16 protein-coding genes are annotated in these 26,178 nt (G+C 73.8%); 2 read left to right on the top strand and 14 right to left on the bottom strand.

Annotated features, from left to right (window positions below):
- Positions 1-56: 56 nt before the first annotated feature.
- The 13 genes from MT994_RS05980 to MT994_RS06040 all read right to left on the bottom strand — a co-directional run bounded on the left by MT994_RS05980 (position 57) and on the right by MT994_RS06040 (position 20,814).
- Positions 57-3,938, bottom strand: a complete 3,882-nt coding sequence (locus tag MT994_RS05980) for an alpha-L-arabinofuranosidase C-terminal domain-containing protein (RefSeq protein ID WP_354805528.1) — start codon at positions 3,936-3,938, stop codon at positions 57-59.
- A gap of 263 nt (positions 3,939-4,201) precedes the next feature.
- Positions 4,202-5,179, bottom strand: coding sequence for a galactofuranose ABC transporter, permease protein YjfF (yjfF, locus tag MT994_RS05985; protein ID WP_021482614.1), 978 nt, complete (start codon positions 5,177-5,179; stop codon positions 4,202-4,204).
- Between the two features lie 83 nt (positions 5,180-5,262).
- A complete protein-coding gene (locus MT994_RS05990; RefSeq protein ID WP_086149020.1) occupies positions 5,263-6,321 on the bottom strand; it encodes an ABC transporter permease in 1,059 nt (352 codons plus the stop codon).
- Positions 6,318-7,856, bottom strand: coding sequence for a sugar ABC transporter ATP-binding protein (locus MT994_RS05995; protein WP_086149021.1), 1,539 nt, complete (start codon positions 7,854-7,856; stop codon positions 6,318-6,320). Before MT994_RS05995 ends, MT994_RS05990 begins: the two co-directional genes overlap by 4 nt.
- Before the next feature lie 237 nt (positions 7,857-8,093).
- Entirely contained in the window at positions 8,094-9,113 is a 1,020-nt protein-coding gene (locus MT994_RS06000) for an ABC transporter substrate-binding protein (protein ID WP_031315144.1), read from the bottom strand.
- Positions 9,114-9,494: 381 nt separating this feature from the next.
- Positions 9,495-11,003 (bottom strand): L-arabinose isomerase, encoded by a 1,509-nt coding sequence (gene araA / locus MT994_RS06005; RefSeq protein ID WP_021479858.1) that lies wholly within the window; start codon positions 11,001-11,003, stop codon positions 9,495-9,497.
- A gap of 124 nt (positions 11,004-11,127) precedes the next feature.
- Positions 11,128-11,886, bottom strand: coding sequence for an L-ribulose-5-phosphate 4-epimerase (locus MT994_RS06010; protein WP_168946117.1), 759 nt, complete (start codon positions 11,884-11,886; stop codon positions 11,128-11,130).
- Complete coding sequence (locus MT994_RS06015) at positions 11,883-13,544, bottom strand: FGGY-family carbohydrate kinase (RefSeq protein WP_354805531.1); 1,662 nt, start codon at positions 13,542-13,544, stop codon at positions 11,883-11,885. Before MT994_RS06015 ends, MT994_RS06010 begins: the two co-directional genes overlap by 4 nt.
- 113 nt (positions 13,545-13,657) lie before the next feature.
- Positions 13,658-14,710 (bottom strand): LacI family DNA-binding transcriptional regulator, encoded by a 1,053-nt coding sequence (locus tag MT994_RS06020; protein WP_354805842.1) that lies wholly within the window; start codon positions 14,708-14,710, stop codon positions 13,658-13,660.
- Between the two features lie 35 nt (positions 14,711-14,745).
- On the bottom strand, positions 14,746-15,621 hold the full coding sequence (gene proC, locus MT994_RS06025; RefSeq protein WP_354805533.1) for a pyrroline-5-carboxylate reductase: 876 nt from the start codon (positions 15,619-15,621) through the stop codon (positions 14,746-14,748).
- 79 nt (positions 15,622-15,700) lie between these two features.
- Complete coding sequence (locus MT994_RS06030; protein WP_354805534.1) at positions 15,701-16,441, bottom strand: hypothetical protein; 741 nt, start codon at positions 16,439-16,441, stop codon at positions 15,701-15,703.
- 149 nt (positions 16,442-16,590) lie between these two features.
- A complete protein-coding gene (locus MT994_RS06035; RefSeq protein WP_354805535.1) occupies positions 16,591-19,767 on the bottom strand; it encodes a family 43 glycosylhydrolase in 3,177 nt (1,058 codons plus the stop codon).
- 510 nt (positions 19,768-20,277) lie between these two features.
- The gene (locus MT994_RS06040; protein WP_086149027.1) at positions 20,278-20,814 is read right to left on the bottom strand and encodes a potassium channel family protein; all 537 of its coding nucleotides are present in this window, start codon (positions 20,812-20,814) and stop codon (positions 20,278-20,280) included.
- An 84-nt stretch (positions 20,815-20,898) separates the two neighbouring features.
- Here MT994_RS06040 and MT994_RS06045 point away from each other — a divergent pair, with 84 nt between their 5' ends.
- Positions 20,899-22,362 carry an AAA family ATPase gene (locus MT994_RS06045; protein ID WP_061266717.1) on the top strand — a complete coding sequence of 488 codons (1,464 nt, stop codon included), beginning with the start codon at positions 20,899-20,901 and terminating at the stop codon, positions 22,360-22,362.
- Positions 22,363-22,434: 72 nt separating this feature from the next.
- On the opposite strand, the gene MT994_RS06050 is transcribed toward MT994_RS06045, so the two are convergent.
- Positions 22,435-24,894, bottom strand: a complete 2,460-nt coding sequence (locus MT994_RS06050; RefSeq protein WP_354805537.1) for a hypothetical protein — start codon at positions 24,892-24,894, stop codon at positions 22,435-22,437.
- A 194-nt stretch (positions 24,895-25,088) separates the two neighbouring features.
- Between MT994_RS06050 and disA the strand changes: the two genes are divergently transcribed.
- On the top strand, positions 25,089-26,174 hold the full coding sequence (disA, locus tag MT994_RS06055; protein WP_034654928.1) for a DNA integrity scanning diadenylate cyclase DisA: 1,086 nt from the start codon (positions 25,089-25,091) through the stop codon (positions 26,172-26,174).
- Positions 26,175-26,178: the final 4 nt, after the last annotated feature.

Consider the following 26,178-nt stretch of genomic DNA (forward strand, 5'->3'; position numbering starts at 1 on the left):
CGAGGTAGAGCCCGGGGGCTTCTACCTCGCGACCTGCGGTTCTACCTCGGCATGGTTCAGCCGCAGTCGAGCGCGTCGTAGGCGACGTCGACGGTCGCGGTGACCTGCTCGCCGTCGAGCGTCGCCGTGCCCGTCACCGTCGCGGTGCCGGCCGGGGCCGACGTCGCGCGCGCCGCGAACGACTGGTACGCGCTCCTGCCGGGCGCCACGTCCGCGAACGCCTTCTGCCCGAACGGCGTCGCGAGCGTCACCGAGACCGGGACGTCCTCGCCGTTCGTCGCGCGCACGGCGACGTACGCCGTGCCCGCCAGGCAGCGCGGCGCGACGTCGACCGCGAGGTCGAGCTCGGGCTCCGCGTCGGACGCGTGCAGCCGGACGAACGTGATCGAGTGCGCAGGGAACTCGTAGGAGAACTCCTCCCCCACGCCCGTGAGCGTCCGCTCCACCGGGACGACCCGCTCCGGGTCGGCCTTGGTGTTGGTGTCCGACGGCGCGCCCACCATCTCGGTGACGGTCGCCCGGTCCGCGATGCCGTCGGAGCCCTCGACGTGCACCTGCGTGCGCGCCGCGGTCGCGGTGGGGTTGACGACCTTGACCACGACGTCGCCCGTCTCGTCGTCGCGCGTGACGACCTGGTAGAGCGACTTGGTCGACGGCTGCTCGTAGGACATCTGGAGCTCGCCGTCGAGGTAGAGCTCGATGGTCGAGCCCTCGACGACGACCTTGACGTGGTACGGCTGCCCGGCCTCGATGCTGTGGTTCTCCACCGCCTGCACCTCGTTCGCGCTCCCGCCCGACGCGCGCTGGAGGGCCTGGCGCGTGTTGTTCCACCCGCCGAGGTTCCACCAGTAGTAGTCGTTCGGGCCGCCCGCGGCGAAGCCGACGAGGAAGCCCTCCGCGCCCGACGTCTTGCGCGCGTCGAGCTCGAGCGTGTAGCTCGACCAGTCCTTCGCGTACGCGCCGGCGACGATCGACCGGGCGTCGGTGACGTTCGTCGCCGACTGGACGTAGGCGCCGTCCTGCGCCGCCCACGTGCCCGACTGCGGCTCCCACTGCGAGGCGCCGGACTCGAAGTCGTCCGCGAAGAGCACGTCGCCGCTCGCGTTGTCGGTGACGCGCACGTTGTCGTACTGCGCGGCCGTGTTCCACGTGGAGAGGAAGACGCCGCCGTCGAGCGTCGCGTCGGCGGGCGCCGGGCCGGAGTGCGTGCTGGGCACGACCTCGTCGCCCGCGTTCGCGGAGAACAGCTGCTGGACGTAGTAGTTCACCGAGCCCCAGGACTCGTCGTTGTCGAACCAGATCGCGTCGGGCGACCACTGGACGTACGACTCGTTCGCGAGCAGCGGCGCGTACGACGCGAGCCGCACGACGTCGGAGTTGCGCTCGAGGCCCGTCATGAAGGCGGCCTCGGACAGCGCGTTGGCGAACGTGTTGCCGCGCGACGCGTACTCGCCGAGGAAGACGTGCGGCCCCTCGCGGTCGTAGGAGTCGTAGCGCTCGTCGTTCTCGAGGAACCACTGCGGGTCGTTGTAGTAGTGCTCGTCGACGAGGTCGACGTCCTGCTCGCGGTTGAACTCCCACAGCTCGTCGAAGCGCTGGCCCGTGTCGTCCGGCCCGGAGTTCGAGATGATCTGGACGTCCGGGTAGGCGGCCGCGATCGCGTCGCGGAACGCCGGGAAGTTGGCCTCGAACGTCTTCGTGTTCTCCTCGTTGCCGAGCCCGACGTACTTCAGGCCGAACGGCTCGGGGTGGCCCAGCTCGGCCCGCACGGCGCCCCACTCGGTCGTCACGTCGCCGTTGGCGAACTCGATCAGGTCGACCGTGTCGTCCACCCACCGCTGGATCTGCGCGGGGTCGGTCATCTCGGGGATGGTGCTGCCGCAGCCGTTGGCGCCGACCGACACCACGGGCAGCGGCGTCGCGCCGAGGTCCTCGGCGAGGAGAAAGTACTCGAGGTACCCGATGCCGTAGGACTGGTTGTAGCCCCAGAAGTTCCAGTTGGTCGCGCGCTCCTCGACCGGGCCGATCGTCTCCTTCCACTGGTACGTGCGGCGACGGTCGGTGAAGCCCGACTCCTCGTACGTGCGGAACGTGCCGACGTTCGTCACGCAGCCGCCGGGGAAGCGCAGGAACTGCGGGTCGAGCGCGTCGATCTTCTCGGCGAGGTCCTTGCGGAGCACGGACTTCCCGTTGACCGGGCCGACCCACGTGTCCTGCGGGAAGAGCGACACCTGGTCGAGCGCGAGCGAGCCCGCCGCGCCGGAGAGCAGCGCGAGCCGCCCGGCGTTCGTCGTGCCCGTCGCGGTGAGCGTGACGTCGTACCTCTTCCACGCGTTCGAGCCGTCGACGGCGACCGGGCCGGTCGCGTACGCCGTGGTCCCGGCGGCGTCCTCGACGCGCACGGTGACGGTCTGCGCCGTCGCCGACCGCGCCCAGACGGAGAAGTCGTAGGACTCCCCCTCCTCGACGAACAGCCCCGTGTTGTACCCGGCGTTGCGCACCCCGGCGCCCGCCCCGGTCGTCGTGAGGTTGAGGTAGTTGCGGTTCGTCGCGTTGAGCCGCCCGGCGTCGTTCACGACCTGGGTCGTCGCCGTCGCGCCGCCGCGGTTCGCGGCGCTCCACGCGGTGAGGCCGGTGAACGACCCGTTGTCCTGGTTGCTGAACTCGAACGACCGGTTGCGCACGAGCTCGGCGTACAGGCCGCCGTCGGCCGCGTAGTTGATGTCCTCGTAGAAGATGCCGTACAGCTCGTCGCTCATCTGGGTGCGCTCGCCCGCGAGGTCCACGGTGATCTCGTGGTCCGCGCTCGTGGCGGGCGTGATCGTCAGCTTCGTGGCCGCGTCGCGCGGACCGAGGACGAGCGCGCCGTCGGAAGCGCGCACCCCGGCGTACCGCTCGGGGTCGGCCGCGCTGCGCAGCCAGACCGTGCCGCCGCCCGCGTCGGTGAGCCGCAGCGCCGTCGCGTCCGCGCCCGCGGCCCCGAGGGAGAGCCGGGACGCGCCAAAGACGACCACCGGCCGATCGCCGACGGCGAGCGTCACCGGGGACGTGCCCTCGGCGCCGTCGACCTCCGTCGCGGCGAGCGCGACGGTCGTCGCGGGGCGCTCGTCGTCGAGGGCGAGGCCGTCGTCGGTCGCCACGAGGTACCGGGCGTCGCCCGGGCCCGCGAGCGTGAACGTGCCGTCGGGCACCTGGTCCGCGCCCTCGGCGGCCTGGACCGCGACGTAGTCGAACGCCGCGGTGTGCGCCGCGCCGCTCTGCGCGGCGAGCGCGTAGAGGCCGACGTGCGTCGTCGGGAAGTCGACGGTCACGGAGCCCGCGGGCTGCCACGCGGTGCCGTCCCAGAAGCTCGTCGCGATCGTGTCGCCGGTGCGCTGCATGCGCAGCGTCTCCCCGGTGGAGCCCGGGCGGTCGGTGAAGGCCGCCGCGCTGAAGACGCCGCCGGTCTCGACGTCGTTCTCGATCGCGCGGCCCGACGGCGAGAGGTCACCCACGAAGGTCAGGCCCGACCGGACGTAGTTGTCCATGTCCTGCCACGCGACGAGGCCGGCGCCCTGGTAGACGGAGGTGACGGGCGCCTCGAGCCGGGTGACGACGGTGAAGTCGCCCGCCGGCACGTCGAGCAGCACGACGTTCTTCGCGCTGTTCGCGTCCTGGTACGTGTCGCCCGGCTGCGAGGTCAGCGTGAGCTTCCCCCCGCCGACGGACAGCGCCTCGGGCACGGGGTTGACGACGGTCCAGGCCGAGCCGAGCGCGGCGTCGTCGAACGTGTCGACCCATGCGCCGTCGGGCAGGTCGGGCTCCGCGGCGGCGGCCGGCAGCGACGTCGCGAGCGCGACCGTGCCGACCATGCCCGCCACGAGGGCGACCGCGACGGGCCGGCGGCGCGCCGGTCTGCGCCGGGACGTGGGGAGGGACGGGTGAACAGACGTTTCCATAGGGCTTCCTCTCATCGTCGAGAGACACGCACCATTGCGTGTGAGCGTTCACAAGTTCGGCCCGAGCCTAGTGTGAGCGCTCACATTCTACAAGGGCGGCGTCATGACACCGCCGGTCGGGCGTACGCCCGAACGACCCAGGGGTGCCGGCCCCCGTCCTGCTCCGGTGACCCCGGGCCGTCGGCCCGGGCAGACGGCCGCGGCACCGGCCCCGCGCCGCGGACGTCACGAGGACGCCCGCGGCGGAGGCCGGTGCCGCCGGCTCACCTCCGCCTGACGACGAGGACGCGCTGCAGGATCACGAAGACCAGCAGCAGCACGCCGATGACGATCTTCGTCCACCACGAGCTCAGGGTGCCCTCGAACGTGATGATCGTCTGGATGAGGCCCAGCACGAGCACGCCGAGCACGGACCCGAGCACGAAGCCCGTCCCGCCCGTGAGGAGCGTGCCGCCGATGACGACCGCCGCGATCGCGTCGAGCTCCATGCCGACGCCCGTGAGCGAGTAGCCGGACCGCGAGAACATCGCGAACAGCAGGCCGCCGATGCCGGCGCACGTGCCGCTCACCACGTAGACGAGCACCTTGGTGCGCGCGACGGGCAGGCCCATGAGCATCGCCGACTGCTCGCCGCCGCCGATCGCGTAGACCGTGCGGCCGAACTGCGTGTAGTGCAGCACGTAGAACGCGATCGCCACGACGACGAGCGCGATGATGACCGCGGTCGTCAGGCGCCAGCCGTCGCCGATCTCCTGGCTCCAGCCCGCGAGCGCGACGAACGACTCGTTCGTGATCGGGATGGACTGGAGGCTGATGACGTAGCACAGGCCGCGCGCGAGGAACATCGCGGCGAGCGTCGCGATGAACGGCTGGATGTCGAACACGTGGACCATGAGCCCGACGGCGAGCCCCAGCACGGTGCCGATGAGGACCGCGATGACGAGCACCACCGCGACCGGCCACCCGCTCTGCAGGAGCGACGCCGTCGTGATGCCGGACAGCGCCACCACGGCACCCACGGAGAGGTCGATGCCGCCGGTGAGGATGACGAAGGTCATCCCGACCGCGAGCACGATGAGGAACGAGTTGTTGATGAACAGGTTCGAGACGACGCGGGCCGAGAGGAAGTTCTCGTACCGGCTCCCGCCCACGACGAGCATGAGCGCGAGCACCGCGAACGTGCCGAGGACCGGGAGGTAGCGCCGGTCGAGGCGCACGCGGCTCGTGAGTCGCTCGGTCATGGTCGGTCGGCCTCCGGGGGCGGCGGTCTCGGCGCCCCGGGGGTCGGGCGGCGAGGTCGGGGCAGGGGTCTGCACGGCGGACATCAGGCGCTCACCTCCGCGGCCGCGGCGGCCGTCGGGGCCGCGCGACGTCGTCGGGCGGCGACCAGGTCGCGCACCTTCGGGGACTGCGCGAGGCAGACCGCGATGACGACGATCGCCTTGAACAGGGGCGTGACGGACGGCGAGATGCCGAGCATGGTCACCGTGAGGGTGAGCGTCTGGATGATGAGGACGCCGACCAGGGTGCCGGAGAGCGAGAACTTCCCGCCCGCGAGCGACGTGCCGCCGATCACGACGGCGAGGATCGCGTCGAGCTCGATGAAGAGCCCGGCGTTGTTGGCGTCGGCCGCCATGGTGCTCGACGAGATCATGAGGCCGGCGAGGCCCGCGAAGAGCGCGCAGACCGCGTAGACGGTCCAGATGATGCTGCGCGCCTTGACGCCCGCGAGGCGGCTCGCCTCGGGGTTGATGCCGACGGACTCGATGAGCATGCCGAGCGCGGTGCGCCGCGTGAGCAGCGCGACGGCCGCGAAGACGAGGCCGGCCAGCACGACCGCGACGGGGATCCCGAACCAGAACCCGGACCCGATCGACTTGAACGGTGCGCTGTTGACCGTCGTGATCTGGCCGCCCGTGATGAGCATCGCGACGCCGCGGCCCGCGGTCATGAGCACGAGCGTCGCGATGATGGGCTGGATCCCGAGGACGGAGACGAGGAAGCCGTTCCACACGCCGAGGACGAAGGACAGCGCGAGCGCGATCCCCACGGCGACGAGGACGGTCGTCAGGCTGTCCGGCGTGGGCGACGACGCGATGAAGCTCAGCGCGACGGCCCCGGAGATCGCGACCACCGCGCCGACCGACAGGTCGATGCCGCGCGTCGCGATGACGAGGGTCATGCCGAGCGCGACGAGCAGCAGCGGCGCGCCGTTCTTCAGCAGGTTGACGAGCGACCCGAAGAGGTGGCCGTCCTGCAGCCTGATGGACAGGAAGCTCGGCCGGTTGACCGTGTTGACCGCCAGCAGCACGACCAGCGCGACGATCGGCCAGAAGAGCCGGTGCTGGACGGCGCGCTGCCAGGCGGGTGCCGTGGTGCTCATGACTCCTGCCCTCCGCTCGCGATGAGCTCGACGACGTCCTCGACCGTGACGTCCTCGTCGTTGGTGATCTCCGCGACCTTGACCCGGTCGCGCATGACGGCGATGCGGTGGCTGAGCCGCAGCACCTCCTCGAGCTCGGCCGAGATGAACACGACCGACATGCCCTCGCCCGAGAGCTGGGCGACGAGCTTCTGGATCTCGGCCTTCGCCCCGACGTCGATGCCGCGCGTCGGCTCGTCCAGGATGAGCAGCCTGGGGGCCGTCGCGAGCCAGCGCGCGAGGAGCACCTTCTGCTGGTTGCCGCCCGAGAGGTTCTTGATGAGCGCGTCCGGGTTGGCGGGGCGGATCGCGAGCGCGCTGATGTACTTCTCGACGATCTCGTCGACCTGCTTGCGAGGCAGGCGCCGGGCCCACCCGCGCTCGGCCTGGAGACCGAGCACGATGTTCTCGCGGATCGTCAGGTCGCCCACGATGCCCTCGGCCTTGCGGTGCTCCGAGGAGAACGCGATCTTGCGCTGCATCGCGGAGCGCGGCGTGCGCAGCCGGGCGAGCGCGCCGCCGACGCGGACCTGGCCGCTGTCCGCGCGGTCCGCACCCGCGAGCAGCCGGGCGAGCTCGGTGCGGCCCGAGCCGAGGAGGCCCGCGAGCCCGACGACCTCGCCCGGGTAGACGTCGAGGTCGAACGGCTGCACCGAGCCCTTGCGGCCGACGCCGAGCGCCTGGACGAACGGCGTCGCCTCGCGGTCGGCGACCGAGCGCTTGGGCGCCTCCTCGAGCTCCTCGAGCACCTCGAGCGAGGTGCCGATCATCTTGGAGACGAGCTCGAGGCGCGGCAGCTCGGCGGTGACGTACTCGCCGACGAGCTTGCCGTTGCGCAGCACGGTCATGCGGTCGGAGATCTCGTACACCTGCTCGAGGAAGTGCGAGACGAAGAGGATCGCGACGCCCTCGTCGCGCAGGCGCCGCACGACGGCGAAGAGCTGCGCGACCTCGTCCGCGTCGAGACTGGACGTCGGCTCGTCGAGGATGAGCACCTTGCACTCGACGACGAGCGCGCGGCAGATGGCCACGAGCTGCTGCACGGCGAGGGAGTGGCTCGAGAGCGAGGACGCCGGGTCGATGTCGAGGTTGAGGCGCGCGAGCATCTCCCCCGCCCGACGGCGCGTGGCCCGCCAGTCGATCGCGCCGAGGCGGCGCGGCTCGTGGCCGAGCATGATGTTCTCGGCGACCGAGAGGTTCTCGCAGAGGTTGACCTCCTGGTACACCGGCGAGACGCCGGCGGCCTGGGCCTCGCCCGGGCCGGAGAACGTGTGCTCGGCGCCGTCGACGAGGATGCGACCGGAGTCGATCGAGTAGACGCCGGTGAGCGCCTTGATGAGCGTCGACTTGCCGGCGCCGTTCTCGCCCATGAGGGCGTGGACCTCTCCGGGCCGGAGCGTGAGGTCGACTCCGTCGAGCGCCTTGACGCCCGGGAACTCGATCGAGATCCCGGTCATCTCGACGACGGGCCGACCGTCGGGGACGGCGGTAGTCATGGGTGACCTTCCGTGCAGCGGTGGCGGCGGGGCTGCCGGGCCCCGGGGCGCCTCAGGACGCCGGCGGGGTCGGCATGCCGGCGGTGGTGCGTCGGCCGCGCGCCGGGGAGCCGTGCTCTCCCGGCGCGCGACCCGTCCGTGGTGGCGGGGCCGGTCGGCGTCGACCGGCCCCGCCGGGGCGGTGCGGAGCGGGAGCCCGGGTCGTCCCGGGCGGTCCGCTCGGCGCGCGCGGTGCGCTCAGTACTCGCGCGTCGGGAGCGCCTCGATCGCCTGCTCCTGCGTGAAGGACTCGTCCTTGACGACGATGCGCTTCTCGACCTCCTCGCCCGCGACGACCTTCTTGATGATGTCGGCCAGGTCCGGGCCGAGGAGCGGGTTGCACTCGACGATGAAGTTGATCTTGCCGTCGGCGAGAGCCTGCATGCCGTCCTTGACCGCGTCGACGGTGACGATCTTGATGTCCTCGCCCGGGACGAGACCGGCGGCCTCGATGGCCTCGATGGCGCCGAGACCCATGTCGTCGTTGTGCGCGTACACGAGGTCGATGTCGTCGTGCGCCTGGAGGAAGCCCTCCATGACCGTCTTGCCCTCGGCACGCGTGAAGTTGCCGGTCTGCGAGTCGATGATCGTCACGTTGGGGTTGTCCGCCGTGGCGTTCTCGAAACCGGTCTTGCGGTCGATCGCGGGCGCGGCGCCCGTGGTGCCCTGGAGCTCGACGACGTTGATGGGCTCGGTCGCGAGGTTCTCGGAGACCCAGTCGCCGGCCATCTCGCCCTCGAGGACGAAGTCGGAGCCGATGAACGACTCGTAGAGGGTGTCGTCCTCCGAGTCGACCGCGCGGTCGGTGAGGATCACGGGGATGCCGGCCTGCTTGGCTTCCTCGAGCACCGCGTCCCAGCCGGACTCGACGACCGGGGAGAACGCGATGACGTCGACGCCCTGCGCGATGTAGGAGCGGATCGCCTGGATCTGGTTCTCCTGCTTCTGCTGCGCGTCGGAGAACTTGAGGTCGAAGCCGTTCTCGGCCGTGAGCGTGTCCTGGATGGACTTGGTGTTCGCCGCGCGCCAGCCGGACTCGGCGCCGACCTGCGAGAAGCCGACGGAGATCGTGTCGCCGCCACCGCCGCCGTCGCCGCCCGCGTCGTTGCTGCTGCCGTCCGTGCTGCCGCCCCCGCTGCTGCACGCCGCGAGCGCGAGGACCGCCACGCCGGCGAGGACACCCGTCAGACGCGTGCGCGCCTTGGTCGTGCTGAACATGCTCTCCTCCTTGAGATGCGACCTCGGCGCCGTGCCGAGGACCGTCGGGTCGTTCCAGCCCCTCATCGGACTGTTGACTCTTGTTGATACATGTTTGCTTGTGTCAATGTCTAGCGGTGTCAGGGTCGCTCCCGCAAGCCCCCACTCGGCATTCCGCATCACCGTTCGGTAACCATTCCGGTCACCGCTCGGCACTGCGACGTGCTCGAGCTGCGGAGCCAGGCGAAGGGCAGGACCCCGGGCCCGCGGATGTGATCGCTCACACCCTCCCGAGAGACGATGTTAGCGCTCACACAGCTCCAGGGGAAGCCGCCGCCCCGTCACGGTTCGGTCACGGCCGGTGGCCGTGACGGGACCGTGCGCGGACGGCTCCCCCAGGCGTCAGAGGCCCTGCGCGAGGCGGTAGTAGACCTGGTTCCACCGCACCTGGTCGCGGAAGCCCCGCCGCGTCGTGCTCTCGTCGATGACCAGGAGCTCCGTGCGCGCGATGTCCGCGAAGACCTCGAACGCGTCGATGCCCGCGGCCGTGGAGAGCACCGTGTGGTGCGCGCCGCCCGCCGTCAGCCAGGCCTCGGCGGACGTCGCGAAGTCCGGCCGCGGCTCCCACACCGCGCGTGCCACCGGCAGGTGCGGCAGCGGCGCGCTCGGCGGGACGACGTCCACGACGTTCGCCGTGAGCCGGAAGCGGTCGCGCATGTCCGCGAGGGACACGACGACGCCGACGCCCGGGTCGGCGTCGAACACCATGCGGACCGGGTCCTCCTTGCCGCCGATGCCGAGCGGGTGGATCTCGACGCGGGGCGTCGAGGTCGTGAGCGACGGGCAGATCTCCAGCATGTGCGCGCCGAGGATCTTCTCGCTGCCCGGGGTCAGGTCGTAGGTGTAGTCCTCCATGAGCGACGCGCCGCCGGGCAGCCCCTCGCCCATGACCTTCGCGGCGCGCACGAGCACGGCCGTCTTCCAGTCGCCCTCGGCCCCGAACCCGTAGCCCTTCGCCATGAGGCGCTGGACGGCGATGCCGGGGAGCTGGCGCAGGTCGCCCAGGTCCTCGAAGTTGGTCGTGAACGCCTTGGCGCCGACGGACTCGAGGAACGTCTCGAGCGCGATCTCCTGCCGGGCCGCGTACCGCAGCGAGGCATGCCGGTCGCCGTCCTTGCGCAGCTCGGGGACCACGTCGTAGAGGTCCTCGTACTCCGCGACGAGCGCGTCGACGTCGGCCTCGGAGACCTCGTCGACCGCGCGCACGAGGTCGTTCACGCCCCACGTGTTCACGCTCACACCGAACCGGAGCTCGGCCTCGGTCTTGTCGCCCTCGGTCACCGCGACGTTGCGCATGTTGTCGCCGAAGCGGGCCAGGCGCAGCTCGTGCGTCGCCGCCCAGCCGGCGGCGCCGCGCACCCACGAGCCGACGCGCGCGGTGACCGCCGGGTTCGAGACGTGCCCGACGACCGTCGTGCGCGCCACCCCGAGCCGCGTCGCGACGTACGCGTACTCCCGGTCGCCGTGCGCGGCCTGGTTGAGGTTCATGAAGTCGAAGTCGATCGTGTCCCACGGCAGCTCGACGTTCGCCTGCGTGTGCAGGTGCAGGAGCGGCTTGCGGAGCTGGTCGAGGCCGCCGATCCACATCTTCGCGGGGCTGAACGTGTGCATCCACGTCACGACGCCGAGCACGCGGTCGTCGGCGTTCGCGTCGAGCATCGCGCGGCGGATCGCGCCGGCGTCCTTGAGGACGGGCTTCCAGACGACGGTCGCCGGGACGTCCGGCGACGCGTCGAGGGCGCGCGCGACCTCCTGCGACTGCTCGGCGACCTGCCGCAGCGTCTCCTCTCCGTACAGGTCCTGGCTGCCGGTGAGGAACCAGATCTCGCGGTCCGCGTAGGGCTTGCTCATGTCGGTCCATCTCTCGTGTCGTGGGCGAGGCCCGCACCGCTGCGGTCCCGTCCCGGTGGTCGTGCTGCGTGTCGTGCCGGTGCGCCGCCGGGCCCGGGGGAACCGGGTCGGAGCGGCCCGCCGGTCAGCGCGCGGGCTGCTGCCCGTAGACGTGCTGGTAGCGCGCGTAGAGTGCGTCGACGTCGTCCTGCGGGATGCGCGTGGGCTCGCCGAGCTGGCGGCTGACGTGCACGGTGCGGGCGACCTCCTCGCACATCACGGCCGCCTTGACCGCCGCGCGCGCGTCCTTGCCGATGGTGAACGGCCCGTGGTTGCGCATGAGGACCGCGGGGCTGCGCGACCCGCGCAGCGTCTCCACGATGCCGCGCCCGATCGAGTCGTCGCCGATGAGCGCGAACGGTCCGACGGGGATGTCGCCCCCGAACTCGTCGGCCATCATCGTCAGGACGCACGGCACCGGCTCGCCGCGCGCGGCCCACGCCGTCGCGTAGGTCGAGTGCGTGTGCACCACGCCGCCCACCTCGGGCAGGTGGCGGTACACGTACGCGTGCGCCGCCGTGTCCGACGACGGCGACCGGTCGCCCTCGACGAGGGCCCCGTCGAGGTCGCACACGACCATCGCGCCGGGGGTGATGTCGTCGTACGCGACGCCCGACGGCTTGATGACGAGCAGGTCGCCCGCGCCGTCGGGCCGCGTGGTGTCCCGGACGCGCTCGGACACGTTGCCCGCGGTCCACACCACGAGCTCCCAGCGGGGCAGCTCGGCGTGCAGCGCGGCGACGCGCTCCTTGGCGGCGTCGACGGCGTCGCGCAGGTGCGCGGGCACCGCCGGGACGGCGGGTCGCGCGGCCGTCGCGTCCGCGGACGGGGTGGGCGTGCTCATGCGGGGTCCTCTCCTCCGGTGCGGGTGGGCAGCGCTGTCACGGCGGCACGCTCGACGGCGAGCCCGGCCGCGTACCGCTCGAGGTACGCGGCGAAGCCGGCGACGTCCGCGGGTTCGGGCTCGACCGTCACGGTCTCGGCCGCCGCGAAGACGTGGTCGCGCAGGTAGTCGCCCAGGTCCGCACCCACGTCGGCGCCCGGTGCGCGCTCCCCGGCGCAGGCGCGCGCGAAGGCCGCGAGCACCGCGATGCCCCAGGCCCCGCCCTCGCCCGCCGTGCGCCCCACGCTGACGGGCGCGCCGATCGCCGCCGCGAGGAGCCGCTGCGCGACGCCCGCGGTGCGGAACATCCCGCCGTGGGCGAGCATCCCGTCGATCCGGACGCCCTCCCGCGCGAGCACGCGCATGCCGAGCGCGAGGGTCCCGAACGCGCCGTACACCTGCGTCCGCGCGAAGTTGGCGAGCGTCAGGCGGCTGCCGGGCGTGCGGACGACCAGGGGGCGCCCCTCGTCGAGCCCGGTGATCGGCTCCCCCGCGAGGTAGTTGTAGGCGAGCAGCCCGCCGCCGTCGGCGTCGCCGTCGAGCGCGGCGCGGAACAGCGCGCCGAACACGTCGTCCGGGCCCGCGTCGCTGCCGACGGCCGCGGCGAGCTCGCCGAGCAGGCCGGCCCACGCCTCGAGCTCGCTCGCGCCGTTGTTGCAGTGGACCATCGCGACGAGGTCGCCCGCCGGCGTCGTGACGAGGTCGAGCTCGTGGTGCACGGCGGCGAGCGGACCTTCGAGCACGACCATCGCGAAGATGCTCGTGCCCGCGCTGACGTTGCCCGTGCGCGGCGCGACGGCGTTCGTCGCGACCATGCCCGTGCCCGCGTCGCCCTCGGGCGGGCACAGCAGGACGCCGGGCTCCAGCGACCCGGTGGGGTCGAGCCAGGCCGCGCCCTCGGCGGTCAGGCGCCCGGCGTCCTCGCCCGCGACGAGCACGTCGGGCAGCAGCTCGGCGAGCTTCGCCCCGGCCCGGTGGGTGGCGGCGCGCTCGTCGACGAGCGCGAGGAGCGCGTGGTCGTAGTCGCGCGTCGCCGGGTCGACCGGGAACATGCCGGACGCGTCGCCGACGCCGAGCACGTGGCGTCCCGTGAGGCGCCGGTGGACGTACCCGGCGAGCGTCGTGAGCGACGCGACGCGCGCCGCGTGGGGCTCGGCGTCGAGGATCGCCTGGTACCAGTGCGCGACCGACCAGCGCAGCGGGACGTTGTACCCCAGCAGCTCGGTGAGCTCGGCGGCGGCCGGGCCGGTCGACGTGTTGCGCCACGTGCGGAACGGGACGAGGAGCTCGCCGTCGGCGTCGAACGCGAGGTAGCCGTGCATCATCGCGGAGACGCCGAGCGCCCCGTACGTCGTGGGTCGCACGCCGTACCGCTCCTCGACGTCGGCCACGAGGCGCGCGTAGCACTCGCGCAGCCCCGCCTCCACGGCGTCGAGCGGGTACGTCCAAACGCCGTCCTCGAACCGGTTCTCCCAGGCGTGGCTCCCGCTCGCGAGCGGCGTGCCGTCGCCGTCCACGAGGCACGCCTTGATCCGCGTCGACCCGAGCTCGATCCCGAGCGCGGTGTCCCCCGCCACGACGGCCGCCCGACGGCGCCCGACCTCGTCCTGCTGCACCATTGCTGCTTCTCCTCGTCGCGGCGTCGCGCCTCGGTCGTTGAGTGTCCTTCGAATGTTAGCGCTCACAACCGGCGAGGCCAACTCCCTCCGCGCTCGCCCGTGCGAGCGCGCGGTCAGTCGCGCGGCGTTCCCGTGCTCTCGCGCACCATGAGCTCGGGCGGGATGGAGACGGGACGGACCGTCGCGCCCGCCAGCGCGTCGATCATCATCCCCATGCACCGGCGGCCCAGGGACCCGAACGGCTGGCGCACCGTCGTCAGCGGCGGGATGAAGTGCCCGGCGCCCGCGACGTCGTCGAACCCCACCACCGAGACGTCCGCCGGGACCTGCACACCCTGCTCCCAGAACGCGCGCAGCAGGCCGAGCGCGAGCTGGTCGTTGCCCGCGAACACCGCCGTCGGGCCGTCGCCCGCGCGGACCGCGGCCGCGAGCTCGCGCCCGACGGCGTACCCGCGGTCCGACGACCAGTCGCCCCGCACCGGCTCGGGCACCGGGGCGCCGCGCTCCTCGAGCGCGGCGCGCCAGCCCGTCTCGCGCTCGCGCGCGTCGAACCAGTCGAGCGGCCCGGACAGGTGGAGCACCGTGCGGTGGCCCAGACCGAGCAGGTGCTCCGTCGCGACGCGCGCACCCAGACGCTGGTCCACAGCGATGGACAGGATCGCCCCCGGCGCACCGAGCGCACCGGGCGCGGGGCGCACGACGTCGGTCGCCTCGCCGTCGGCGGGGAGGTCGCGCGCGGCGATCATGATGACGGGGACCGGCGCGCGGAACGAGTCGACCGCCGCCGCGACGTCCGTCTGCGGCGCGATGACGACGATGCCCTCGACACCCTGGTCCATGAAGTGCTCGAGCACCCGGTGCATCGTGTCGGCGTCGTAGCGCCGGATCGTCGCGACGCTCACGAAGTAGCCCTGCTCGCGCGCGGCCTCCTCGACCGCGATGAGGGTCGACGTCGGCCCGTACAGCGCGGAGCCGGTGGTGACCACGCCGATCGTGCCCGAGCGCATCGTCACGAGGGCGCGCGCCGCGCTGTTGCGGCGGTAGCCGAGCGTCGCGATCGCGTCGAGGACGCGGTCGCGGGTCTCGGGCCGCACGCTCGGGTGGTCGTTGAGCACGCGGGACACGGTCTGGTGCGAGACGCCGGCGAGCCGCGCGACGTCCGACATCGCGGGCGGGCGCGTGCGGGGCGACGGCCCGTCGCTCACGACCCCGCCCCCTCGGTCCCCGCGCGCGGCGCCGGGGCGTCCGCGAGCGCCGCCGCGAGCTCGGCCGAGCGGTCGCGCGCGGCCTCGAGCGCGTCGAGGAACGCGGCGCGCACCCCGCCGGCGTCGAGACGGCGCAGCGCCGCGACCGTCGTGCCGCCCGGCGACGAGACGCGCTCGCGCGCGATCGCCGGGTGCTCGCCCGTCTCGCGCAGCATCGTGGCCGCGCCGTGCACGGTCGCGGTCGCGAGCTCGAGCGCCGTCGCGCGCGTCAGGCCGAGCAGCACGCCCGCCTCGGCGAGCGCGTCGATGACGTAGAAGACGTACGCGGGCCCGGAGCCGGAGAGCGCGCCGACGGCGTCCTGGTCCTTCTCCGCGACGCGCACGACGAGGCCCGTCGCGGCGAGCAGCCGCTCGACGAGCGCGACGTCGTCGTCGTCCGCGGCGCTCCCGCCGCTCACGGCGCTCACGCCCGCACCCACGACGGACGGCGTGTTCGGCATGACCCGCACGACGGCGGTGCCCGCGGGCAGCCGCTCCTCGTAGAAGGCGGTCGGGAGGCCGACGACGACGCTCACGACGACCGTGCCCTCGCCCACCGCGTCGTGGACCTCGGCGAGCAGCGCGGCCACGTCCTTCGGCTTCACCGCGACGACGACGACCCCGGCGCCGCGCACGGCCTCGACGTTGTCGCGCGTCGTCCGGACGCCGTGGCGCGCGGCGAGCTCGTCGGCGCGCTCGGGCCGGCGGACCGTCGCGACGACGTCGTCGGGTCGCCACCCGGACGCGAGCGCACCCGCGAGGACGGTCTCGCCCATGACGCCCGTGCCGAGGACGGCGAGCCGGGGCGCGGAGGGGGTGGGCAGGTCGGTCATGGGCGATCAGCTCCCGGGAGTCGGTGAAGGGCATTCTTGCGCACCCGGAGAGTCCGGGCCGCCGCGAGGGCCCCGGTGCTCAGAGCGGGAAGGCGGCGTAGACGTCGGCCACGACGTCGGCGGGCCCCGTCGCCTGGAGGACGGCCGTGTCGTTGCGCCACGTGACGGTGGCCCGGCCGTCGCCCGCGTCGGTCACGGCGTACCGGCCCGCGACCTCCCCGGCGACCTCGACGTCGCCCTCCTCCGTGGGCGTGCCCGCCGCGGCGACGAGGTCGTCCGCCGCGGCCTCCGCCTCCGCCGACGTCGGCCACTGGCCCGCGACGACGGTGACCCGGGTCGCGTCGTCCCCCTCGCCGTCGGCGTACTCGAGCTGGTACGCCTCCAGGGCGCGCGCGGCGGTCCACGCGTCCGTCGCCGAGTCGCTGCGGAGCACGAGGTCGAGCACGGTGTCCGGGAGCGCCTGCGCGAACGCGGTCGTGCCGGTGCGTGCCACGGGCTCGAGCGTCGGCGTGGGCGGGTCGGCGGTGACGGTGACCGTCGGCTCGGGCTCCGCAGCGGCGTCCGAGCGGGCGAACCCCGGCCACACCCAGGCGAGGAGCGCCAGCACGAGGCCGACGACGACCAGGAGGCCGACCAGAACGACGAGCCGCCGACGCCGGTACACCGCCGCCGACGGGGGGCGGGAGTGCCGCCGGTCGCGCGCGCCCGTCGCGTCGGCGGGACGGCGGGGACCCGACGGGCCCGACGCGCCCGCCCTCGCCCCGGGGCGCGCCGGGGTGGCGGCCCGTCCTGGCGTGCCCCCGTCGGGCGGCTGGCTCATCGCGCGCACCTCTCTGCTCTCGGTGGTCCTCGTGGGCCGCCGATCTCCGGGGCGTGGCCACGCGGCCCAGCGTAGGACGCGCGCGTGCCCGAACCCCCGCGGTGGCGCGGGGTGTCGGGCACGCGCCGGACGGGTTCACCCGCCCGTCGTCACTGTCGTCCGCAGCCCAGCCCGGCGTGCTCCGCCGTCGTCTCCGACGTGACCGCCGCGCCGTCGACCGTCGCGGATGCCCGGACGACGACGCCGCCCGCCGGGACGTCCGCCGCGCGCACCGCGAACGACTGGTACGCGCTCCGCCCCGGCGCGAGGGCGGGGAACTCGCGCGTGCCGTAGGGGGTCTCGACGACCAGGTCGACGGGGCCGTCGTGCTCGTGGCTCGCGACGACCGCGACGTACGCCTTCCCGGCGAGGCAGCGCGGCTGCGCCGTCACCGTGACGGGGAGGTCCGGCCCGGGGCCGCCCGTGCCCGGGTCGTCCGCGAACACGCGCCACTCCGTGACGGCGACGGCGGAGTACGTGCTGCCGTTGCCGTTCGCGGTGAACGTCGCCCGCAGCCGCGACGTGGTGACCGGGTCGAAGGTGACCGTGTTGAAGGCGGTCGTGCTCGTGCCGTACCCGGAGGGGTTCGCCACCGGGGCCAACGCCTGCGCCGCCTCGTCCCAGTACTCGAGCGCCCACGCGTCGGGGCGGACGACGCCGTCCCCGGTGCCCGGGTTCGAGTCCCGCCAGAACTTCAGCTCGGCGCCCGTGAGGCGGACGGGCCGGGGCCAGTCGTACCGGACCCACTGGGTGGCCGGGCGCGTCCCGGACCACGTGCCCCAGATCTGGGCCTGGCTCGGGTTCGCCGGGTCGGCCCCGTCGTTGAGGGCGCCCAGGCTGTTCCACCCGGCGGTGTACGACGCGCTCGCCGTCGCGATCGACGCGACGTTCCCCGTGAGCGGGCCGGAGACGTCCGCCGGGACCGTGACGACCTTCGGCGTCTCCGCGTTGCCCGCGGCGTCCACCGCTCGGAACGACACGCGGTGCTGGTTCGTGTCCGGCGCGGCCACCGGACCGTCGTACGTCCGCCACGCCCCGGTGCCGATCGCGTACTCGACGCGCGAGACGCCGGAGGTCGCGTCGGTCGCCGTGACCGTCACGGTGCGCGCCGCGGCGTCGAGCACGCCGCGGCTGACCGGCGCCACCCGGTCGATCCGCACGTCGAGCGACACCTCGTCGGAGAGGTTGCCCGCGCGGTCCGCGGCCGTCGCCACGACGAGGTGCTCGCCGTCCCCAGCGACCGCGACCTCGGCCGTCCGCACCGGGTCCGTGACGACGGGCGCACCGTCGTCGACACGCGTGGTGAGCACCACGCGCCCGCCCGAGTCGTCGGTGCCGTCGACGCGCACGCGCACGTCCGAGCGGAACCAGCCGCCGCTGCCTTGGCTGCCGAGCGGCGTGAGGGTGAGCGTCGGGGGCGTCTCGTCGCCCGGTGCCGGCTCCGCCGGGACCACCGTGACGTCCGTCGTCACCCGTCCGCCCGCGTACCCGAGCACCGACCCGTCGACCGTGAACGAGCCCGGGGCGGCGACGTCGTCGGGCCCGACGGGGTCCCAGAAGGCCGGGACGTGGAGCGTCTCGCCGCCGGGGTAGGTCACCGGGACGGTCCTGGGCAGGTCCGTCTCGCCCACCTCGACCGTCGCGCCGGGCGGCTCGACGGCGGCGGGCTGCTCCGCCAGGACCTTCCACTCCTCGACGGCCACCGCCGAGTAGGTGCTGCCGTTCGTCGAGGCGTCGAGGACCGCGCGCACCTGGGTCGTCGTGACCGGCTCGAACGTCGTCTCCTGGAAGCCGCTCGTCCCGGTGCCGTAGCCGCTCGGGTCGCGCACGTCGACCCACGCGCCGCCGTCGGCCGCGTCCCAGTACTGGATGCGCCACGACGCGGGCGCCGCGACGCCGACGCCCGTGCCCTGCGGCTGGTCGTTCCAGAACTCGATCTGCGAGCCGGCGACCCGCACCGGCTGGTCCCACGTGTACTGGACCCACTGCTGGGCCGGGTTGTTCCCCGTCCACGTGCCCCACATGTCCGGGGGCAGCGGGTTCGGCCGCACGATCTCGTCGTTGAGCGCCTTCTTCCAGTACTGCGTCGGCACGGGCTCGTTGGAGACCGTGACCGTCGCCTCCTGCGCGACGTTCGCGCGCGGGGTCGTGTCCCGGACCTTCTCCGGCGTCGTGACGACCTGCTTCATCCGCGGCGGCGACTGCGTGTCGTCCCACTCGACCCGGTCGATCGCGACGGAGCGGCGGAAGTGGTTGCCGCCCTCGGCGTCCGCGGTGTGGTACGCGATCCACCACTCGCCGTCGAACTCGAGGATGCCCGGGTGGCTCGTGGTGGAGGACACCGGGGCGAGGACCGTGCCGCGGTACGTCCACGGACCCTCCGGCGACGACGCCGTGCCGTACGCGATGCACGCGTGGTAGTTCGCCGGGGTGCAGGCCGACGCAGGCCCGGCGTTGTTCCCCGCGTACGCCAGGTAGTACGTGCCGTTGCGCTCGAACGCCCACGCGGCCTCGAAGAAGCCGGTGAGACCGGTGACCGTGCGGACCTGGCCGACCGGGGTCCTCATGTCCCGGCCCAGCTCGAGCATGCGCAGGTTCGAGAAGCTGCCCCACCAGACGTAGACGCGGGCGTCGTCGCCCTCGCCGTCCACGAGGACCGTCGGGTCGATGTTGTGGATCGTGTTCGGCGTCGGGACGCGCTGGGAGATGATCGGAGCGCCCACGTGGTCCGTCCAGGGGCCCGTCGGGGACTCCGAGACCGCGACGCCGATGCCGAACGCGTCGCTCGCCGGGCTGTCCGCCTCGTGCACGGGGACGTACCAGTAGTAGCGCCCGTCCACGCCCTGCACGACCTGGCCCGCGTAGGCGCGCCCCGGCGTCGCCCAGTCGAAGACCTCCTCCGGGCGCATGAGGGACGGGTGGTGCGTCCACTCCCCAGCGTCGACGTCGCTCGTCACGAACGCACCCCACTCGTTCATGATGAAGTCGTTCTGCCGCGGACCGGCCTCGTCGTGGCCGGTGTAGACGTAGAGCTGGTCGGCGCCCGTGTCGTTGCCGGGCGCGCCCGCGGGCACGACGAGCGGGGCCGGGTCGGCCGAGTAGTAGCTCCCGTCCCCGAGGATCGGGTTCTCCGTGCTCGTGAACGTGGAGGGCTCCGCCGCCGCGGCGGGCGGGGCCGTGCTCGCGGCGATCCCGGTGAGCGCGAGGGCGCCGCCCACGACGCTCGCGACGACGCCCCGCGCGGGGCTCCGCCCGCGGGACGGCCGGGTGCTGGTCCTGTCGGTCATGGGCTGGTCTCCTGACGGTCGGGCCGCGTCGGTGCGGCCTGCGGGTCCTGCGTGGAGGTCGTGCGCCCCGGGAGTTCCCTCGGCCCCCGGGGCGCACGGTCGTGGAGCCCGTGCCGGCGGGCAGGGCGGACGGTCCGACGATCAGTACCGGCGTGCGGGGACGGCGATGACGCCCCCGCGGGCGGGGGTCGGACGCGTCACCGCCGGGCGCCGCCGTGGCGGTCCGGTGGTCAGGTGCCGGGCGGGCCGAGAGCGGCCCGCACCGTGGCGGTGCGTCGTGCGGGCCGCCCTCGCGCTCGCGTCGTCACGGGCGTCCACCTCTCGTCGTCGAGCCGGTCGTCGTGCCGACCATGCCACAGGCAGAAACCGCTTCGCAATGGTTTTCGGTCCGTTGGTAGAGCGATGAGCACGCGCCTCCGCGCGGCAGTATCTGGTGAATCCCAAAAAAGGCCGGGATTCCGCGGCGCGGACGCCCAGCCGCCGGGACGAGGAGAGCCTGCGGAGGAAACGTCAGTCGGGGCGGTTTTCGGTGCGCTCCGCGCGCTCGCGGTGCTCCGCCCGGGCGCGGGCCCGCGACGTGGCGATGGACACCAGGACGCCGACGACGACGAGGTCCAGCACGATCTGGACCATCGCGACCATCTTGGCGGCCTCGCCCGTCGGGTGGACGTCGCCGTAGCCGACCGTCCCGAGCGTCACGACGGCGAAGTACAGGGCGTCGGTCCGGTTCTCGATCCCCACGAACTGGTCCGCGAGGAGGTAGTAGACGAGGGCGAAGAACGTCACGACCGGCAGCAGCAGGCCCATGACGGACTGGACCCGCACGCTCGGCGTCTCCCATGCGCGGAGCTGGCGCCGCACCTGGACCACGAGGAGCCCGCACAGCAGCGCCAGCCCGACGCCGAAGGAGACGAGCTGGACCACCTCGGGCGCGTCGTCGTCGGGCAGCGGCACGCCGTAGTAGACCGTGAGGCACGCGGCCGTCGAGGTCACCGTGAGGATCGGCGTCCACCACGGGCTGTCGTGCGGGAGGCCGCGCTTGCGCATGGGCCCAGCATCCCGCGCCGACGCCCGCTCGTCGCGGCGTGCGGCGGCGTGCCGGTGTCAGGGGCGCTGGCTAGGTTGGGGCGCGTGACGTCGTCGACCACCGCGGCCCGCTCCGCGGCCGCCAAGCGAGCCCGCCCCGCCTACCGCTGCAGCGAGTGCGGGTGGACCACCGCGAAGTGGGTGGGCCGGTGCGGCGAGTGCCAGGAGTGGGGCACGGTGACGGAGGACGCCCCGGCCGCCTCGGGCCCCCGCACCACGGCCGTGTCCCCCACGCGCTCCCCCGCGCGCCCCATCGGCGAGATCAGCGTCGAGGCCGCGCGCGCCACGCCCACCGGCGTGTCCGAGTTCGACCGCGTGCTCGGCGGCGGGATCGTGCCGGGCGCCGTCGTGCTCCTCGCCGGGGAGCCGGGCGTCGGCAAGTCGACGCTCCTGCTCGCCGTGGCGAGCAACGTCGCCGCGGGCGGCTCCGACCTGCCGACGGTCCGGCCCGCCGGAGAGCGCGCGCCCGCGGAGCCCGCGCGCCCCGCGCCCGTCCCGCGGCGCGTCCTCTACGTCACGGGCGAGGAGTCGGCCGGGCAGGTGCGCCTGCGCGCCGAGCGCGTCGGCGCCCTCGCGCCCGGCCTGCTGCTCGCGGCCGAGACGGACCTCGCGACCGTCCTCGGGCACATCGAGGCCACGGAGCCCGACCTGCTGGTCGTCGACTCCGTGCAGACCGTCGCGTCCGCGCAGGTCGAGGGCGCGCCCGGCGGCGTGAGCCAGGTGCGCGAGGTCGCGGCGTCGCTCATCGCCGCGGCGAAGGCCCGCGACCTGCCCGTGATCCTCGTCGGGCACGTCACGAAGGACGGCTCGGTCGCCGGTCCGCGCACGCTCGAGCACCTGGTCGACGTCGTGTGCCAGTTCGAGGGCGACCGGCACTCGCGCCTGCGCCTCGTCCGCGCCGTGAAGAACCGTTACGGGCCCACGGACGAGGTCGGCTGCTTCGACCTCACCGAGAACGGGATCGTGGGGCTCGCCGACCCGAGCGGCCTCTTCCTCTCGCACACCGGCGCGGGCGTGCCGGGCACGTGCGTCACCGTGACGCTCGAGGGCCGCCGGCCCCTCGCGCTCGAGATCCAGTCGCTCGTCGTGCCGAGCTCGCTGACGAACCCGCGCCGCACCACGAGCGGCGTCGACTCGAGCCGCCTCGCGATGATCCTCGCCGTCATGCACCGGCACGCGGGCGTGCGGCTCGTCGACCAGGACGTCTACGCGTCGACCGTGGGCGGCGCCAAGGTGACCGAGCCGGCCGCCGACCTCTCGATCGCGCTCGCCGTCCTGTCCGCGCGGGAGGACGAGGCCCTCCCGCAGGGCACCGTCGCGTTCGGCGAGGTCGGCCTCGCCGGGGACATCCGCCCCGTCGCGGGCCTCGACCGCAGGCTGGCCGAGGCCGCGCGGCTTGGCTTCACGCGCGCCGTCGTGCCGCGGGGGTCGTTCCCGCGCCCCGTCGAGGGCATGACGATCCACCCGGCGCGGCACCTCGGCGAGGCGGTCGAGCTCGCGCGGAGCTGAGCGCGCGGGCCGCGGCCGGGCAGCCGCCGAGCAGAGCCCGCTCGGGGCTCGACGGCCGCCCCGCCGCGGTGGTCAGCCCCCGAGACCGGCCGAGCGACGACGGCGCACCAGCAGGACCGTCCCCGTGCCGGCGGCCACGGCCAGCCCGGCCAGCACCGTGAGCAGCGCGACGCTCGCGCCCGTGGTGGCGAGCGGGCCGCCACCGGGGGCGGGCGCGGCCGTGGCTCCCGGCTCGGAGGGCTCGGGCGCCGGCGTCGTGGGCGCGGGGTCGTCGTCGTTGGTCACCGTGCAGATCACGGCGTCGTCAGGCCCGATGTCGACGACGTCGTCCTCGACCGCGAGCGCCGCACCCTCCTCGTCGGCGCACTCCCACCCGAGCGTGGTGTAGCCGGCGGGCCCGTCCTCGGCCAGCGCGTACGACCCCTCCTCGACGGGCACCGCGGTGACGTCGTCGCTCCCCGAGGCCCCCGTGACGACGAGGTCGCCGGTCCCGGGAGACCCGGACGCCGTGAGCGTCCAGTCGGCGGGCGCGGCGGTGCCGCCGTCGTCGTTGACGACCTCCTTGACCAGCGTGAGCATCGGCGGGCACACGACCTCGTTCGTCACCTCCACCTCGCGCGTCGGCGACCCCGCCGTCGTCGTGAAGGGCAGCGCCTCGTCGACCGCCTCGCCGTCGACGGACGTCACGCGCGCACCGGTGAGGACGCAGCCCGCGGGGAGGGTCGTCGTCTCGTCCACGACGACCTCCTGCGCGCCCGCGTACCCGCCCCGCTCGGCGCCCCAGGGCTGGGCGCTCGGCCCGGCGCCGTCGGGCCCCGTGAGCGTGAGCGCGGCCTCCAGGCCCTCCGGCTGCTCACCCTCGGCGAAGGTCTCGCCGCGGACGACCCACGTCTTGTCGACGACGACCGCGGACTGCGGCCGGTTGCGGATCGTGCAGCTCACGAACCCCGACGGCGGGAGGTCGACCGTGAAGCCGGTGGCCCCGGAGCTCTCGACCGCGACCGGGGCGTCCTGCGCGAGCTTGTCGACGCACACGGCGTTCGCCCCGGCGGCCGTGACGAGGTCGTAGCCGTCCTGCTGGGTCTCCGCGACGGTCAGGGTCGCGGTCTGGGGCTGGCCGCCGTAGTCGACGTCGAACACCACGCTGCCGGTGCCGTCGTCGGGCGTCGTCTGCGTCGGCGGCGTGACCGTGACCCCGGCCGTCGTCGTGCCGGCCGAGATCTCCCACCCCGGTCCCGCGGGCACCGCGCCCGTCACGTCCTCGCCGACGTTCTCCGCGGGGACGAGCTCCTTCGTCACGGTCAGCCGCGACGCGCAGCCCGAGAGGAGCACGTCGCGGAGCGCGGACCCGGCCGACTCGAAGTCGGCCAGGTCGAAGTAGTCGGCCGACCCCGGGTCACCACCCTCGTAGAAGGTCTCGCCGGAGAGCGCCCGCAGGTTGAGGCGCGTCACGTCGTCGATCCCGCTGCCGACGCCGAGCGCGAGGAGCCGGGATCCCCGCGCCTTGACGGCGTCGGCGGAGTAGATCCCGTTCTCGACGTCGCGGAAGTGCGTGGTGCCGCCGCTACCGAGCAGCGGGTCGGCGCTGAACCGCGTCGGGTTGCCGTCGGTGAGCAGGACGACCACCTGGTAGTCCGGCGCGGCCTGCGCGACGGCCCACAGGGCCTGGTCCCAGTTGGTCCCGGACCCCGTCGCCCAGTCCGCGTACTGGGCCTTGAACGCGTCCGCGCCGCCCTGCGTCGAGACGGGGACGAGTGTCGGGGCGTTCCCGCCGTTCGTCGCGGGCGACGTGCCGTCGAACGAGAAGACCGCCATGCGCGACGGCGTCCCGACGAGCGCGTCCGCGATCGAGTCGGTCGCGGCCTTGAGGTTCGTCACCTGGCTGCCCAGGGACGCCGACAGGTCGAGCACGAGCGCGACGTCGACCCCGCACTGTGCGGAGAACGCCGGGTTCGTGCGCGACTGCTGCCACACGCCTTCCGAGTCCGTCTCGGGGCGGCCGCTGCCGGCGCTGCCGAACATGAAGGGCGGCTCGGCCGCCAGGGAGCTGTACGTCTGGCCCGCCTCGAGCGGCGGCGTGAGGAACTCGTACGGCCGGGCGACGGAGCCCGACCCGCTCCCCGCTCCCGTCCGCAGGGTCGGGTTGGTGTACCACCCGGCGGGCGCCGACAGCTGGCGGACGAGGAACCGCGCCCCGGCGTTCGCACCCCCCGGGCCCGTGGCCGGGACCACGAACGAGCAGTCCCCGTCGGCGTCGGAGGTGCACAGCGCCCAGGGCTGGTCGACCGGCTCGGGCGTCGCGCCCTCGGTGTACAGCCCGAGCACGACGCCGGGCAGCGGGGCGACCTCCCGGGTCCCGACCCGGTCCCCGCCGACGCGGACGGTCACGACGGCCTCGTCCTCCCCGGGCTCGGGTACCTCGGCCACGGCCGAGGTGCCCGTGGCGAGGGCGGCGAGGCCTACGAGGACGAGCGCCGCGGCGCCCGCCGCGACGGACCTCCCGACCTGTGCGAACGACCGACGACGGTGCACGTGCCCTCCCGAGCCGCTCCGGTGACCTGTCTCGACCACCCACTCTGACGGAGCCGTCCGGAGGCGGCCACCGGTGCGCGCGGCGCCCGGACCCGGCACGCCCCCACGACGCCGAGACCGGATCGTGACCGCTTTGTGGCGTGGCGCCGGGGTTTTCCGGAGCTGCGGAGGGGCTCGCAGCGTAGGATTCCCCCGTGGCCAACTCCCCCGCGCACCCCGACGAGCTGCTCCGGGAGACCCTCGCCGCCGTGGCACCGGGCACCGAGCTCCGTGACGGTCTCGAGCGCATCCTGCGCGGCCGGACCGGCGCGCTCATCGTGCTGGGCCTGGACAAGGTCGTCGAGGAGATGTGCTCGGGAGGCTTCCAGCTCGACGTCGGGTTCTCCGCGACGCGGCTGCGCGAGCTGTCGAAGATGGACGGCGCCGTCGTGCTCGACCGCGACGCCAACCGCATCCTGCGCGCCGCCGTCCAGCTCCTGCCGGACCCGACGATCGAGACCACCGAGTCCGGGACGCGGCACCGCACGGCCGAGCGCGTGGCCAAGCAGAGCGGCTTCCCCGTCATCTCGGTGAGCCAGTCGATGCGGATCGTCGCGCTGTACGTCGGCGGGCAGCGCCACGTCCTGGAGGACTCCGACACGATCCTGTCGCGCGCTAACCAGGCGCTCGCGACGCTCGAGCGCTACCGCGCGCGCCTCGACGAGGTGTCCGGCACGCTGTCCGCGCTCGAGATCGAGGACCTGGTCACGGTGCGCGACGTCTGCGCCGTCGTGCAGCGCCTCGAGATGGTCGCGCGCATCTCCGAGGAGATCGCCGGCTACGTCATCGAGCTCGGCACCGACGGCCGCCTCCTCGCGCTCCAGCTCGACGAGCTCATCGGCGGCATCGGCTCGGACCGCGAGTTCGTCATCCGGGACTACGTCGACCTGGGCCGCAAGGACCGCTCGCTCGCGGAGGTGCAGAAGGCCCTCGGGGGCCTCGACTCCACGCAGCTCCTCGACCTCGGCCAGATCGGCCGCGTGCTCGACCTGCCGGGCGGCGGCGACGCGCTCGACGCGGCCGTCGCGCCGCACGGGTACCGCCTCCTGTCGAAGGTGCCGCGCCTGCCCGCGACGATCATCGACCGGCTCGTGGCGCACTTCGGCGGCCTGCAGAAGCTCCTCGCCGCGAGCATCGACGACCTCATGACCGTCGACGGCGTCGGCGAGCAGCGGGCCCGCGCGGTGCGCGAGGGCCTGTCCCGGCTCGCGGAGTCGAGCATCCTCGAGCGCTACGTCTGACGCT

The organism is Cellulosimicrobium sp. MI9406 (genome assembly GCF_040595865.1).
Taxonomy (GTDB): domain Bacteria; phylum Actinomycetota; class Actinomycetes; order Actinomycetales; family Cellulomonadaceae; genus Cellulosimicrobium; species Cellulosimicrobium funkei.

Bases quoted from the DNA above. Each gene is read 5' to 3' on its own strand.
- MT994_RS06030 (WP_354805534.1), bottom strand. From the start codon at position 16,441: ATGAGCCAGCCGCCCGACGGGGGCACGCCAGGACGGGCCGCCACCCCG.
- MT994_RS06040 (WP_086149027.1), bottom strand. From the start codon at position 20,814: ATGCGCAAGCGCGGCCTCCCGCACGACAGCCCGTGGTGGACGCCGATC.
- proC (WP_354805533.1), bottom strand. From the start codon at position 15,621: ATGACCGACCTGCCCACCCCCTCCGCGCCCCGGCTCGCCGTCCTCGGC.
- MT994_RS06035 (WP_354805535.1), bottom strand. From the start codon at position 19,767: ATGACCGACAGGACCAGCACCCGGCCGTCCCGCGGGCGGAGCCCCGCG.
- MT994_RS06015 (WP_354805531.1), bottom strand. From the start codon at position 13,544: ATGGTGCAGCAGGACGAGGTCGGGCGCCGTCGGGCGGCCGTCGTGGCG.
- MT994_RS06010 (WP_168946117.1), bottom strand. From the start codon at position 11,886: ATGAGCACGCCCACCCCGTCCGCGGACGCGACGGCCGCGCGACCCGCC.
- yjfF (WP_021482614.1), bottom strand. From the start codon at position 5,179: ATGACCGAGCGACTCACGAGCCGCGTGCGCCTCGACCGGCGCTACCTC.
- MT994_RS05995 (WP_086149021.1), bottom strand. From the start codon at position 7,856: ATGACTACCGCCGTCCCCGACGGTCGGCCCGTCGTCGAGATGACCGGG.
- araA (WP_021479858.1), bottom strand. From the start codon at position 11,003: ATGAGCAAGCCCTACGCGGACCGCGAGATCTGGTTCCTCACCGGCAGC.
- MT994_RS06000 (WP_031315144.1), bottom strand. From the start codon at position 9,113: ATGTTCAGCACGACCAAGGCGCGCACGCGTCTGACGGGTGTCCTCGCC.
- MT994_RS05990 (WP_086149020.1), bottom strand. From the start codon at position 6,321: ATGAGCACCACGGCACCCGCCTGGCAGCGCGCCGTCCAGCACCGGCTC.
- MT994_RS05980 (WP_354805528.1), bottom strand. From the start codon at position 3,938: ATGGAAACGTCTGTTCACCCGTCCCTCCCCACGTCCCGGCGCAGACCG.
- MT994_RS06020 (WP_354805842.1), bottom strand. From the start codon at position 14,710: ATGTCGGACGTCGCGCGGCTCGCCGGCGTCTCGCACCAGACCGTGTCC.